This is a genomic window from Atribacterota bacterium (assembly GCA_039638595.1).
Classification (GTDB): domain Bacteria; phylum Atribacterota; class Atribacteria; order Atribacterales; family Caldatribacteriaceae; genus Profundicultor; species Profundicultor thermophilus.
This window is the reverse complement of the sequence record JBDIWM010000006.1, coordinates 46059-59270: the sequence shown is the minus strand read 5'-3', so window position 1 is coordinate 59270 and position 13212 is coordinate 46059. Positions and strand designations below refer to the sequence as shown.

The window sequence follows — 13212 nt, the reverse complement described above, 5'->3', positions numbered from 1 at the left end:
CCATTGCCATGGAGAAGGGTTTGCGCTTTGCTATCCGTGAGGGAGGACGAACGGTAGGGGCTGGAGTGGTATCGGATATTATTGAGTAGGAGGTCTCATTCTATGCAAGAGCTCATCACTTTTGAATGTACCGAATGCAAAAGGCGAAATTACCAGGGAAGCAAGAATAAAAAAAAGAAGACCGCTCGGTTGGAATTCAAAAAATATTGCCCCCACTGTCGTAAACACACTATACATAAAGAAATGCGTTGAATATAATAAAAGATAGGGTAGGTCCGTAGCTCTAACGGCCAGAGCACCGGATTCCAAATCCGGGGGTTGCAGGTTCAAATCCTGCCGGGCCTGCCAGGTTTCTATAATCTCTGATGGTGTGTTTTTCCTAAAAATTTTGCAGCTGCAGAGTTACGCTTCTCAGTTTAGGATGTGTTTTCTGTACGGTAAACGCATACATTTATTCTGTGTCGGAATACAGCAAAGCTTCTAAACTTTTTGCTTGTTGATGATAGCCCGAAAATGAGTATCGGGCGGGAGTTTCCATCCCTCCTTTTTGGTCTAGTAGCGCTTCTTTATTTTTTGGATCCCATGTCATCTTCTCCCCATTAAACAAACTATTTCGGTGGTTTCTTTTCAAAGTGGGAAAGGAAATATGGCCGCTTTGTACAGGTTTACAGCCCAACAGTCTAAAATAAAAGAGAATGTTTGCATCGATGGGACGAAAAATCGTGTGTCAACCTCTCCTCGTGAAAGAGAGAAATGAATATGCGTTATTTTAAGCAAAATGGAGAGACAAAAACTCAAGAACACCAGTGACCCAAGAGGAGGTCTTTCGGAAATCAAAGCTAAAATGCCAAAGGACATCGAAGGTTAATCCTTCGCGGAGGACCTCTTGGATTCCAATTAATGTGGTAAAGAATAGGGTTGACCTAGATGGTGATTATTCGTAAAACCTTTTAGAAATTTTTTTTGATTTATAAAAATTTTGGTAAAGGTGATAGAAATTCCCTTTTACCCCCTTGACGCGCAACGCTTTAGTTATTACATTTGAGCTCAAGGAAGGGAGGGAGTGTAGCTTTCTCTGAATTTCGCTGCGAAGGGTTTATTGCGGTAGAAGTGCTCCTTGTGGTTTTTATGGTTGTATTCGTTGAAGTGATCCCACTCTTTTCGATTGTCCAGACACGCAACGCCTACCTTTTAAAGCTTGTGGGCTGGCAGTTAGTGACCAAAATCCGCCAAGCAAAGATTGAATCCATCCAAAGTGGGAAGAACGTTCGCCTTTTTTTTGACACCTCTGGTAACCGGCTGCTTTACAAAGGAAAAAGTGGAAAAACCGAAGTCATCAATTTTCCCAGAGAAGTGACGCTCTATGCTACCAATTTTCCTTCCAATACCCTCTTTTTCTACCCTACCGGGGTTCCCTCCGTTGGAGGTACGGTTACTATAAGGTGGAAAGTGGAGAAGCGGTATATCATCGTTACTCCAGTTACTGGAAGGGTACGATTCAGTGAAAAACCACCGTTATGAGGAAGGCTTTACCCTTATTCAGGCCATAGTTTCGGTTTGTTTAGCCATAATGTTTGCTTCTCTTGTGTATTTTCAACTACAGATGATCAACCGGCTGGAAAGAAGAAGCGAAATTCTCATGGGAGCTCTTAATGTGGCTATCAATACCATGGAAAGCTTAAAATTACAAGATGACCTTTCGGTTGGTTTTGGAGAGGAAGCAGAAGGGGGGTTTTATGTCTTTACCCAGATTGAGGAATTTTCTTCTTCTCTCTATAGGCTCAAGGTGATGGTGAAAAAGGGGAATGAGGAAATTATCTCTTTGCAGACGCTCCGAAAAAAATAGGGGATTCACCATCTTGGAAAGCCTTCTTGGAGGAAATATGGCATTATTGGCTGCAATGCTTGTTTTCACGTCGCTACCACAGTATCTTATGATGTATGAACGCATGATTGCTCGGATAGAGCTCTCAGAGACATTGATGGTAACTGGATATACCCTTTTTCAGTTCTCGCGATACAGTTCTTCTGCAGAGCTTTTGCTTGAAGGGAAAAAGCTCAAATTGAACTTCCCTAATAATGGTATTGTAATTTATCAGGTAAACGAGACTCTGGTAGTCCTGAATAAAGGTGCGGCGAATCCGATCGCAGAGTGGTGCGATCAGGAAGCCGGGTTCCGGGTAGAAAAATTCTCTCAGAATAACGAAATTTTGAAAATTTCTGTTCCTTTTTCGTTTGGAAAGAAGCATGAAGAACTTGTGCTTCTGGTGGGACCCCACTTCTGGAAGCGGTAGGAAAGGTTTTTTGGAGCTTTCCATTCTGATGCTGATGGCTTTATCTTGTGTCCTTTCGGCTATCCTTGGAGTGTGGATGCGTTCCCATAGTCAGTTTATGCAGGCTTACGTGGGAGAAGTGAAAAAAGAGTACGAGATAGAAGGGGTTCTCTGGGAAACGGTGAGCCTCTTAGAAGAAAGAGGACCGGGTTTCATGCAGGAGAATTTGGTGTCTTCTTTTATGCCCTCCTATACGGTTACCATAACTGGTGATACAATAACCGTCAGAAGAGAAGGGGTTCTGCTCCTAGAGGCACGATTTCGGTGGAAGGAAGGAGTAATCGAACTGTTGTGGGTTGAAAATCCCTTCGTTAAGCCATATGCGAGGTAAAAAAGTGTTAGGAGTGGATTTAGGCGATTACTCTTTGAAGTACTGCCTATCACAGAAGAAAAAGGAGGGGCGGTTTGAGGTTCTTCGAGTCGGGGAGTTAGCACTCCCAGGAGAAGTGTTCTCGGAGGGGGAAATCAAGAGCAAGAATCTCCTGACTGAAAATCTTCGTCTATTCTGGCGAAGACATCGCCTTCCCCGTGAAATTGCTCTTGCGTTTTACCATCCTCAGATGGTGCTTCAGACAATTACTTTGCCTGAAATGTCTGAAGCAGAATTGGAAAACGCCATTCGATGGGAAGCCAGTTCAATCATTGTCGGTGAAGACAATCTTCAGGTTGGCTGGCAGATTCTCAAAAAAGACGAACGGGGATTAGAAATTCTTTTTTCTGCCTTTCCGGCGATTGCCGTAAATGCTTGTGTCGAATCCTTTTTGAAGGCTGGAATCAAAGTAGAAGCGATGGAACCCCAGTCCCTGAGTCTTCTTCGTGGCGTTCTGAGTATGGAAGAGGGTTTATTGCAGATTTCTTTCGTTATTCTGGACGTTGGATTTCAGAAAAGCATGATCACCTACTTTTCAGGAGGAAAGCTGGTTTTTTCTCGGTATTTTAGCTGGGGATTGAAAAGGGTGTGGAATGCATTACGTGAGAAGTTCAATCTACTCCCAGTGGAAATCATGGAAGTCATGAACCGGGGGAAGAACGAAGTGGACATTCCATACCAGTTGGAAGAGGCTGTGCAAGATGTCAGCCAGGATTTGATTGTGGAATTGCGTCGCTCTATCGCCTTTTTTCAGAGTGAATTCAAACTGGATACCACAAGCGGCAAGTGCCTGCTTACAGGTGGTGGTGCTTCGCTTTATCCATTGAGAAAAGAAATCCTGCAAAACGTGGCGCTTGATTGTCAGGAGGTCAAACCTCTTTTACTGGGTAAGGAAAAGGTTCTCAGTGGGAGATTTTTAACCGCAGTAGGAGTGAGTTTATGGAACTGAAGGTGAGTTACCCAGTAAAAATTAATCTCCTGCCCAAGAAGTACGTGGTGAGACGCGCCCCAAACTGGGTGCGATTATTTTTTCTGACTTTACTTCTGAGTTTTACCACATTTTATGTTTATACGTACCTTACTACCTGGCTGGAAGTCAATTCTCTTATTAGCCAAAATACAATTCTTGAAGCTGAATTGGGACAGCTCAGAGAAAGGGAAAAAAGATTCAAAGTGGTTCAGGAGGAAATCAATCGAATTGAAAAAAGGGTTGAGGTCCTCAAGTCTCTGGTCGTCAAGGAACCGGATTGGCTAAAGATTCTGGCTATCCTCGGAAGGAGTATGCCTCCGGATCTCTATCTTGAGGAAGCCAGTTTCGACTCCAATAAAATTGACTGTAAGGGTAAAGCACAGAGTATTTTCAGTGTTGCACGGTTTATTGAAATGATTTCTCGTTATCCGGACATTTTTTCCTCGGCGGACTTCCGCTCCCTCAATCTCACTCCGGATGGAGTAATGTACAACTTTGACCTTTCTCTGGAGCTGAAAAAACTATGAATTTTGAAAAGAACTGGTCGCTGTACCTTCTTTCGTGGGTTGGTGCTTTGATTCTTTTTCTTTTTTTTGTAATCACGCCGGTTTTGCACAAAGTTGATATGCTGTTGCAGGAAAGAGACCGCCTGCAGCAGGAAATTATGGTCCTGCAAAAAAGGGTCCAGCAACTTGAAGTACTCGAAACTAGGTTAGAAAGCTTGAAAGACATGGCCCAGATCTTGGAAGAACGGATTCCTAATGAGAAAGAAATTCCCAACCTCCTTTTGACCATTGAGGACGCTTCGTTCCTCTCGAACGTGGAACTCCTTTCTCTTGTGCCCCAGGGAATGCAATCGGGAAGCGATTATATGGAGTTTCCGTTGCAGGTTTCTTTGCGTACCTCTTTTCTCGACTTTTTGCTCTTTTTAAATTGTCTTCGTCAGTCACCACGCCTTGTTCAGGTCAAAAGTTTCAATTTTCGCAGAGAACAGGAAGGATTCCTGGTGAACGCTCAGTTGGTGACGTACCTTTTGAGTTTACCTTTACCGGAGATCCAGACTAAGGAGGGGACACCGTGAGGGGAAAAGAAAGTTATGCGGTTCTTCTCTTGGCCGTAGGATTCGGTGTGATGGTTTTTCTCAGTTATGATTTCATGGGAATGGGGCTGCGAAATCCGTCCTCTGCGCCCGTTTTGCCCCCCATCATTGTGGTACCGAAGTCCAACCTTTCTCCACCTCAGAATGAACCAGTGCAAAATTTCTTTCTTCCAGCGTATTCTGACCAGGAGTTACGGTCTTTTCGCGATATTTTCCTGGCGAAAAGGGGGATTTCCTCAGTAGAAGAGTTCATCATTGCCGTGGAAGAGCCGGATTCATCAACAGAGAAAAAGATTCCAGAAGTCGAACTCGAACCACTTCCAGAGGAACAATCTGTCCAGGTAACTGTGAAAGGGATGGTTGTTTCTCCACAGGGGAAGGCTATTATTGTAGAAATTGACGGGAATATTCGCATTCTTACTTCTCAAAAACCATTGCAAGAAGGTGTGAAATTGGTTAAAGTAGAGGGAAAACAGGTAACTCTTGAGTATCAGGGGAGGGAATTTGTATTTTCACTGGCCGAGTAAGAATCTTGGATGTTAGTCTTACAGTCCTTTTTCTCCTTGCCTTTGTCGCACCTCTATACGGTGCAACGCTCAAGGATTTATTTTGGCGGGCGGACCACGGTGAGATTAAGCTCACCTTCAAATTCAACGCGCCGGTGAAGTGGAAGGATGTCTCACCCGATGAATACCATCTGGCTTTAGAAGTGGAAGGTGCGCATAGTGGATTGCCCTACGCTGAAAGATCCATGACTGTCGGCCCTTTGCAGAAAATTATTTTTACCGAAAGAGAGTTAAAGCTCGTCATCTGGGTTGAACTCGATCGACCTACGACATATGAAGCCTATGATGAAGCCGGAGGGCGTCTGGTCAGTGTCATTCTGAAAGGCCCGTTTGAAACGAGGCCAAAGAAACAAAATCTCTATTCCTTTGATTTTTACGATACCGAAGTACGAGACGCGATCGTAGCCTTAGCCAAAGTGGCTGGTGTCAATGTGGTTGTCGATGACTCGGTAGAGGGGAAGATTACTGCTTCTTTTGAAAACCTTACCTTTGATCAGGCACTGGGATATATACTCACCATACGTGGTCTGGGGCAGGTAAAACTAGGAAATAACATTATCGTTGCTCGAAAAGAAAAACTCGACGAATCTTTTGGACTATTTGAAGTGCGCAGGTTTCCTCTCAAAAGTATCGCCCCTGAAAAGGCCCGAGAAATTTTGAACCTTGTTGTTCCAGCGGAACGTGTGGCCGTTGACGAAGGAAGCCGGGCTCTTGTTATTCGGGGAAAGGAAGAGGAGTTCAATCAGATAGTAGAAATTCTGAATAAAATCGACGTTGCTCTGAAAACTCAGACTTTTTACCTTTCCAATAATATTTATGAAGATGAAGCACAACTTCAGAAAATCCGGGAACTTCTGAGAATTGTTGTTCATGAAGAAGAACGGGTGAATTACGATTTCATGCAGAAGGCCTTCATTGTTCGGGGAACAGAAGAAGAAATCAAAGCTTGTGAGGAACTGCTCGTAAATTTAGACCGTAAGCTCCCTCAGATTATGATTGAGGCCAAGCTCATAGAAATTAACCGGGAAAAGGTTAAAGACCTGGGTGTGACCTGGACTTCTGGTGGAAAAGAAGGACAGATCGCCTTTGGAGAACTCACCCTGGGTGGTTCCATGGAGCGCCAGGAATTGATGGAAGTTACTCTTAAGGCTCTAGAAAAGAGAAATTTGGCTAGGTTGGTGGGGAATCCCAGAATTTTGACCCTCAGTGGGAAAACAGCCACCATTCATGTTGGAGATTCTATTCCCTTTCGGAACCTCCGCACCGATGAAGAAGGACGAATTCTTCCTGGAGAATTGCAGTTTCTCGATGTGGGAATTACCTTGGAAGTGACTCCGATCCTCACTTCAGAGGGGACGGTCGTGGTGCACGTCAAACCTGAAGTGAGCACCTACACCGAGAGAGAGTACGTACTGGCTGGACTGGCCTTTAAGGACCCGCAAACAAGTATTAAGAATGCCGATACCACTGCCCGTCTGCATCCGGGAGAAACTTTAGTGATTGGAGGACTCATCCGGAGTGAAGATATCGAAAACATTACCCGTATTCCTATTTTGAGCGAAATTCCGCTCATCGGAAGTCTCTTTACTCTCCGGAGCAAAACCCATAAAGAGACAGAGCTCGTTGTTTTTCTGACTCCTCATCTCATTGGGTATTGAAGGAGGACAGTGATGAAGGAATTAAGGTTCTTTGGTCTTGTAGTAAGCGTATTGGCGCTGTTTTTGTCCCTTGCTGGTTGTGGCTGGTTTTCCGATAATCCCATGTTTCCCAGAGCTAAGGTGAGTATCACTGGTGAAGTGGTTATGCCTTCCGAAACATTTACGAATAACTTGGGACTGGTGAAATTTACTTTTACACCGCTAAATAAAGTTGGTGTGCAGATAACTCAATATCGCCTTGAATACAAGAAGAAGGATGGTACGGCCCTTCCTCATCTTACTGCCACTTTGAGTACCAGCATCGATGTTATTCCACCGGATACACCCATGGCTTCTTTTGCTGGTACCGAAGCTTTTTCAGTGACTCGAGAAATTGACCTTTTGCCTGCGGATGTTGAAGCGTACCTAAAGTCAAATCGTATCCCAGCCGTAGTGGTTACCATCACCTTCAGCGGTGTGGATTATGCGATGCATGATGTGAGTTATGAGGGAGGGGCATTCAGATTCAACATGTTGGAAGGACTGCCTTCAGGGTTAACACTGGAATTCTTCTGTACCGTTGAAGAGGGCTGTGCTTCCTGTGGGAACACGGCTGCAGCCAATATCGGTTGTGCTCTTACGGGTGAATATGACGTGATGGTCATCACCAAAGTGGAATTCTATATCAATGGGGAGCCGGCCGGTATCGATGTCACAGCACCTTTTGTATCTGATACCGTGAGGATGAAGCCGAATGATTCAGTTGTTGGTGTAGCTCTGGTGCATGACATCAATGGTGGTATGTCTACGGTAACGAATGTAGCAAAGGTGGAAGAGGTTTGTATGGTTGCTTCCCCAACACCTACGCCTGGTCCATAGCAAAATGAGCACCAAATGATTTCCAGGATTGCTCTTCTGGGCTTTATGGGAAGTGGCAAGACGACTATTGGCTGGATGGTAGCAGAATCATTACGTTGGCGCTTTTTAGATACTGATTCCTTGGTTGAAGAACAAACCGGCTTTTCTATTCCCCACCTCTTTGAGCAGTATGGAGAGGAATACTTCCGCCGGTGGGAAACCAGAGTGTTAAGAGAAGTCGCTAATAAGGAGAGAATTGTTCTGGCCACTGGTGGAGGACTGCCAATAAAAGAAGAGAACTGGGAAATCCTCAAGAGGTATTTCCTGACTGTTTTTCTGCGCTGGAAGTTGGACACGCTCTACGAGCGGATTAAAAACGACCCGGGAAGACCATTAACCATAAGATATCCTACGCTGAAGCACCTGGAAACACTGTACCTTCAGAGGCTCCCTTTTTATGAACGAGCCAGTGTTATAATAGATGGAAATGGAATGACCAAAGAAGAAATCGTTGAGGAGATCATACGGCATGCGAAAAATTGTGGTGTCGCTCTCTGAAGGGAGGTCGTACCCAGTTTTCGTTGGAAAAATGTTGTTCGGCGAAAAGGGGTGGAAGGATTGCGTCTTTTTTCCATCGAAAAGAGGGGTACTTATTACCAACACCACTTTGGATGCGCTTCACACCGACAAACTTGTGTCCTCTTTCGAACAGGAAAAATTCACTCTGGGAAAAGTGGTTATTCCGGATGGAGAAGCACACAAGAATCTGACCACGGTAGAAGCAATTTATCATGAACTCATCAGGTTCGATATAGACCGCAGGAATTTTCTACTTTCGTTTGGTGGAGGTGTGGTGACGGATATCACCGGTTTTGTGGCTTCGACGTTTTTGCGAGGGATAGATTACTTTCAGATTCCCACCAGTTTATTGGCCCAGGTGGACAGTTCCATCGGGGGGAAGACGGGAGTGAATCTCCAGGAGGGGAAGAATCTGGTGGGGACGTTTTACCAACCTCGGGGAGTTTTCATTGACCTCTCTTTCCTGGAAACACTTCCAGAGCGAGAGTACCGAGAGGGTTTAAGTGAAATTTTGAAGGTGGCTTTTCTCAGTGGTGGTGATTTCCTTGAATTTGTTGAGAAGTATCGAGAAGCCATAAAGAGAAGGGATTGGGAGGTACTGGAAGAACTGGTAATTCTGGCTGTGGATTTTAAAAGAAGGATTGTGGAGGAAGACGAAAGAGACAGAGGTTTGCGGAGCATCTTGAACTACGGCCACACCGTTGGGCATGCTTTGGAGAAAGCGCTGGGTTACGGGGTCATCCGTCACGGGGAAGCGGTGGCCATCGGAATGGTGGGAGAGGCTTTCCTGGCCTGGAAATTGGGTATGTCTAATGAGAAGATTTTCAAGCAACAGAGAGCAATTTTACAGAGTTTTGGGCTCCCAGTCTCCCTTGAGTATCCGCTCGACAGGTTAACTTGTGTCTCGGCCCTTTGTCGGGATAAAAAGAAAGAGGAAGGTCAAATCCGCTTTGTTTTTCTTAAGGACTTTGGTTCCCCCCAGTGGGGAGTCGAGGTGAACGAAAACGATCTTGAGTGGGTTTTATCTTTTCTGGAAAAAAGGGAGGAATAATGAGGCTTCTTATTATCTTTGGACCAAACCTTAATCTTTTGGGAGAGAGGGAAAAAGAAGTTTACGGGTCATTGAGTTTTCAAGGCCTCAAAGTGATGCTTGAAGAGGAAGCCAAAAGGATCAACGCGAGGATAGAAATTTTCCAGTCGAACCACGAAGGGGAAATTATCGATTGTATTCATAGAAACCGAAAAGAGGTGGACGGAATTATCATGAATCCTGGGGCATACACCCATTATAGCCTTGCCATCAGGGATGCTGTTAAGGCTGTCAACATTCCCACCATTGAGGTGCATCTTTCCAATATCTATGCTCGGGAGGAGTTCCGCCATCACTCGGTTATCGCCCCAGTATGCTGGGGGCAGATTTCTGGTCTCGGTCCTTGGGGATTTGTTCTGGCAATGGAAGCATTTGCTCTGAGAGGAGAAAAACATGAACTGGGAGAAACGTGTTGAAGCCCTGACGAAAGTTTTGGAGCGCCCTCTGCTTGTGACGCATCCGGCAGACCTTTTCTACCTCTCGGGCTTCACTGGTTCTGCGGGGTTTTTGCTTCTTTTCCAAGAACGAGAACCGGTCTTTTTCTGTGACGGACGATATACCACGCAGGCGCAGGAAGAGCTAAAAATTAAGGCACAAATTCTGGAGTTTCGCCATCAGGTGGCTAAGAATATTGCGGAGAAAATGAAAGAGGAGGGGAAAAGAGAGCTTTCTGTTGATGAAAGGGTGAGTTGTGCGTTCATTCGTTCTTTAGAAGGGGAAGGATTGAATCCAACCGCCATGATTTCTCCAGTGAGAAACCTCCGAATGAAAAAGGAATCTGAGGAATTGGCCATGATCAAGAAAGCACTGGCCATATCGGAAAAAGCCTTTGAGAGGGTTGTGCCCTTTTTAAAACCTGGGATACGAGAGAGAGACGTTGCCATTGAACTTGATTATCAGATGCGGGCTTTGGGAGGAGAAGTGGCTTTCCCAACCATTGTCGCCGCAGGGAGGCGCACGGCACTTCCCCATGCCCACCCTGAAAAGACGAAGCTTGAGTGGGAAAGCTGGGTTTTGGTTGACTGGGGAGCTCGGTACAAGGGATACTGTGCCGACCTCACCCGTACTGTATATCTTGGGAATCGGCATAATGAACAATTTCGAAAGATATTCCAGTGGGTTCGTGACGCACAGAAATTAGCTAAAGAGCATCTCAGAGAAGGGATGGTTGCTTGCCAGATTGACGAAATCGTGAGAAAATCTCTTTCTCAGAAAAAAATCGAAGCGTATTTCACTCATGGTTTGGGACATGGGGTGGGCATAGAGATTCACGAAGAACCGGCCATCAATCCACAGAGCCAGGTTGTGCTTTCTGAAAACATGGTGGTAACCGTTGAACCGGGGCTCTATTTTCCAGAATGGGGGGGAGTTCGTCTGGAGAGCATGGTGGTGGTCAAAAGAGATGGTTGTATTACGCTCGATCAACTGAATCCATTCTAAGAAGGGAGGAAGAAAATGCCTGACTACATCTCGAGTAACGATCTGCGTGTAGGTACCTGCATTGAAGTTGATGGCGTCCTATACGTGGTTACGGCCTTCCAGCATACCAAGGTGGGAAAATGGGGGGCGATCATGAAAACCAAGTTGCGCGATATTAATACCGGGCTTACGGTGGAAAAAAGCTTTCGTGCTGGGGAAAAAGTAGCCCGGGTAGTTCTTGAAGGAAAGAACGCTCAGTTCATGTACAGGACTGGTTCTGATTACCACTTCCTGAATCTTGAAACCTATGAAGAGATGACCCTTCCTGAAGATATGGTGGGTGAAGCCAGGGAGTTTCTGGTAGAGAACTTGGAAGTTGAAATCCTGACTCACGAAGGGAAACCCATTACGGTGAACGTGCCGCCATTTGTGGAGCTTGAAGTGGTCGATACCCCTCCGGGGATACGGGGTGACACGGCTTCGGGGGGTTCTAAGCCTGCGATTCTCGAAACCGGTCTGACTATTCAAGTTCCACTTTTTGTCAATCCTGGGGACCGAATCCGAATCGATACCCGGACGAAAGAGTATCTGGAGAGAGCCTAAGGGGTGAGCATTCTGAAAGGCGTTGAAATTGGCTCTTCACAGGGAAAAATCACGTATGCACTCAGGGTTTTACAGAAAATCGTGGAGCGAACCGTGTTACAACATCGAGGAATCGAGTCTTTGGAGAAAGGTCGGGATGAGAGTATCCGGATTGAGGTTCGCAAGGGATTGATCGCACTCAATCTTTTTCTCATTTTTAACCTGGAGAGGCGTGTTCCAGAAGTGGCTTGGGAACTCCAGAGAAATCTCAAGGAAATCATCGAGAAGCGTACCGGTATCAGGGTGGGGCAGATTAACGTTTATGTTCAGGGATTTGACTCTCGAAGAATGGAACACGTTCCCTTTTCGGTGATTTCAGAATAGGACGCTACGGTGAGGACACAGGCGCGGGAGATTGCTTTTCGTATACTTTTCCAGAAAGATCTGCGGGGAAAGAAGATGAGCGAGATTCTCCCGCTGATTAAGGTTCCCCAAGTTTGGGACGAAAAAACCATTTCTTTCTTTTTAAAATTGACGAAAGGTCTAGAAGAAAAATTGGAAGAGGTGGATCAGACCTTAACTGAGAGTATAGAAGGATGGTCTTTGGCGCGCTTAGCAAGTGTGGACCGCAACATCTTACGTATTGCAACGTATGAGATTCTTTTCCTTCCGGAGATTCCGGTTACTGTGGCGATTAATGAAGCCGTGGAGCTTGGAAAACGATACGGGACCGAAGAATCGGGGAAATTTATTAATGGAGTCCTCGGGCGCCTTTTGAAAAAATTGGGCGATGATCGCAGGAAGGACATGAATGATGAGTAATATTGAACAGTTCTTGAAGGAAAATGCTCAGGAAGTGGACAAGTTTGTTGAAAACTATCTTTCCTTGCAAAGAGTTCCACCTCAGTTGTTCAAGGCCCTGCGCTATGGTGCTATCGGAGGAGGTAAAAAAATCCGAGCTTCACTCCTTTTCGCTGCCGGTGAAGCGTACGAGGTGAGTAGGGCAACCCTTTTGCCTCTGGCCGCGGGAATTGAGATGATCCACACATTTTCTCTGGTTCATGATGATCTTCCCTGCATGGATAACGATGATTACCGGCGGGGAAAACCGAGTATGCATCGTGCTTTTGGTGAGGCCATGGGAGTGCTGGTGGGTGATGCGCTCTTGGTGGAGGGATTGTCTCTTTTCATGAACAATGAAGGTTTTATTCAATCTTTTGGGGCGGAACGGACCCTTGAGATGGCTCAAGTTATCTTGAGAGCCTTGGGGGGAGAGGGAATGGTGGGAGGGCAAGTCCTTGACCTTGAATACCAGGGTAAAGACGTAAAGGAAAATGAGGTGTATGAAATTTACCATATGAAAACAGCTTGCTTTATTCAGGCTCCGGTTATGTGTGGTGGAATAGCAGGAGGAGCAGACCAGAAGGAGAGAGGAGTTCTGGCAAAGTTTGGATTGAAGCTCGGGATATGTTTTCAGATTAAAGACGATCTCCTTGATGTCACACAGGAGAGCAGCATCCTGGGGAAAACAGCTGGTAAAGATGTAAAACAGGATAAGGCAACTCTGATAAAGATAAAGGGTATGGAAGCAGCTGAAAAAGTTCTGCAGGATGAATTTGAGCAGGCTGTAACGCTCCTTTCTTCTCTGGATCGCTCTTTTGAACGACTTCTGGGTATTGCTCGTTTTATTGTAGAACGCCGGTGTTAAA

20 protein-coding genes and 1 tRNA gene are annotated in these 13212 nt (G+C 45.6%); all 21 read left to right on the top strand.

The genetic code is table 11. The features are described 5' to 3' along the window. Positions 1-89 (top strand): elongation factor Tu (locus ABDK92_03050; GenBank protein ID MEN3185600.1); only part of this gene is annotated, 89 nt, incomplete at its 5' end. 13 nt (positions 90-102) lie between these two features. Further along, positions 103-252 (top strand): 50S ribosomal protein L33, encoded by a 150-nt coding sequence (rpmG, locus tag ABDK92_03045; GenBank protein ID MEN3185599.1) that lies wholly within the window; start codon positions 103-105, stop codon positions 250-252. Between the two features lie 19 nt (positions 253-271). Next, positions 272-348 (top strand) — tRNA-Trp (locus ABDK92_03040). 693 nt (positions 349-1041) lie between these two features. Further along, a complete protein-coding gene (locus tag ABDK92_03035; GenBank protein MEN3185598.1) occupies positions 1042-1521 on the top strand; it encodes a GspH/FimT family protein in 480 nt (159 codons plus the stop codon). Further along, the gene (locus tag ABDK92_03030) at positions 1502-1846 is read left to right on the top strand and encodes a type II secretion system protein (protein ID MEN3185597.1); all 345 of its coding nucleotides are present in this window, start codon (positions 1502-1504) and stop codon (positions 1844-1846) included. The genes ABDK92_03035 and ABDK92_03030 overlap by 20 nt, the downstream gene beginning before the upstream one ends. A gap of 13 nt (positions 1847-1859) precedes the next feature. Continuing rightward, positions 1860-2294, top strand: coding sequence for a hypothetical protein (locus ABDK92_03025; GenBank protein ID MEN3185596.1), 435 nt, complete (start codon positions 1860-1862; stop codon positions 2292-2294). 10 nt (positions 2295-2304) lie between these two features. Beyond that, positions 2305-2664 carry a hypothetical protein gene (locus ABDK92_03020; protein MEN3185595.1) on the top strand — a complete coding sequence of 120 codons (360 nt, stop codon included), beginning with the start codon at positions 2305-2307 and terminating at the stop codon, positions 2662-2664. Between the two features lie 4 nt (positions 2665-2668). Continuing rightward, positions 2669-3652, top strand: coding sequence for a pilus assembly protein PilM (gene pilM / locus ABDK92_03015; GenBank protein MEN3185594.1), 984 nt, complete (start codon positions 2669-2671; stop codon positions 3650-3652). Continuing rightward, positions 3643-4200, top strand: coding sequence for a PilN domain-containing protein (locus tag ABDK92_03010; protein ID MEN3185593.1), 558 nt, complete (start codon positions 3643-3645; stop codon positions 4198-4200). Before pilM ends, ABDK92_03010 begins: the two co-directional genes overlap by 10 nt. Beyond that, positions 4197-4754, top strand: coding sequence for a type 4a pilus biogenesis protein PilO (gene pilO, locus ABDK92_03005; protein ID MEN3185592.1), 558 nt, complete (start codon positions 4197-4199; stop codon positions 4752-4754). The genes ABDK92_03010 and pilO overlap by 4 nt, the downstream gene beginning before the upstream one ends. Beyond that, complete coding sequence (locus ABDK92_03000; GenBank protein MEN3185591.1) at positions 4751-5299, top strand: hypothetical protein; 549 nt, start codon at positions 4751-4753, stop codon at positions 5297-5299. The genes pilO and ABDK92_03000 overlap by 4 nt, the downstream gene beginning before the upstream one ends. A 5-nt stretch (positions 5300-5304) precedes the next feature. Further along, on the top strand, positions 5305-6996 hold the full coding sequence (locus ABDK92_02995; GenBank protein MEN3185590.1) for a secretin N-terminal domain-containing protein: 1692 nt from the start codon (positions 5305-5307) through the stop codon (positions 6994-6996). Positions 6997-7008: 12 nt separating this feature from the next. Further along, a complete protein-coding gene (locus ABDK92_02990; protein ID MEN3185589.1) occupies positions 7009-7854 on the top strand; it encodes a hypothetical protein in 846 nt (281 codons plus the stop codon). A gap of 15 nt (positions 7855-7869) precedes the next feature. Then, entirely contained in the window at positions 7870-8391 is a 522-nt protein-coding gene (locus ABDK92_02985) for a shikimate kinase (protein ID MEN3185588.1), read from the top strand. Next, positions 8363-9463 (top strand): 3-dehydroquinate synthase, encoded by a 1101-nt coding sequence (aroB, locus tag ABDK92_02980; protein MEN3185587.1) that lies wholly within the window; start codon positions 8363-8365, stop codon positions 9461-9463. Before ABDK92_02985 ends, aroB begins: the two co-directional genes overlap by 29 nt. Continuing rightward, positions 9460-9918 (top strand): type II 3-dehydroquinate dehydratase, encoded by a 459-nt coding sequence (gene aroQ / locus ABDK92_02975; GenBank protein MEN3185586.1) that lies wholly within the window; start codon positions 9460-9462, stop codon positions 9916-9918. Before aroB ends, aroQ begins: the two co-directional genes overlap by 4 nt. Next, positions 9896-10942 carry an aminopeptidase P family protein gene (locus tag ABDK92_02970; GenBank protein ID MEN3185585.1) on the top strand — a complete coding sequence of 349 codons (1047 nt, stop codon included), beginning with the start codon at positions 9896-9898 and terminating at the stop codon, positions 10940-10942. Before aroQ ends, ABDK92_02970 begins: the two co-directional genes overlap by 23 nt. Before the next feature lie 15 nt (positions 10943-10957). Continuing rightward, the gene (efp, locus tag ABDK92_02965; protein ID MEN3185584.1) at positions 10958-11524 is read left to right on the top strand and encodes an elongation factor P; all 567 of its coding nucleotides are present in this window, start codon (positions 10958-10960) and stop codon (positions 11522-11524) included. 3 nt (positions 11525-11527) lie between these two features. Continuing rightward, on the top strand, positions 11528-11887 hold the full coding sequence (locus ABDK92_02960; GenBank protein ID MEN3185583.1) for an Asp23/Gls24 family envelope stress response protein: 360 nt from the start codon (positions 11528-11530) through the stop codon (positions 11885-11887). A gap of 9 nt (positions 11888-11896) precedes the next feature. Further along, positions 11897-12325, top strand: a complete 429-nt coding sequence (gene nusB / locus ABDK92_02955; GenBank protein ID MEN3185582.1) for a transcription antitermination factor NusB — start codon at positions 11897-11899, stop codon at positions 12323-12325. After that, entirely contained in the window at positions 12315-13211 is an 897-nt protein-coding gene (locus ABDK92_02950) for a polyprenyl synthetase family protein (GenBank protein MEN3185581.1), read from the top strand. The genes nusB and ABDK92_02950 overlap by 11 nt, the downstream gene beginning before the upstream one ends. Position 13212 lies beyond the last annotated feature (1 nt).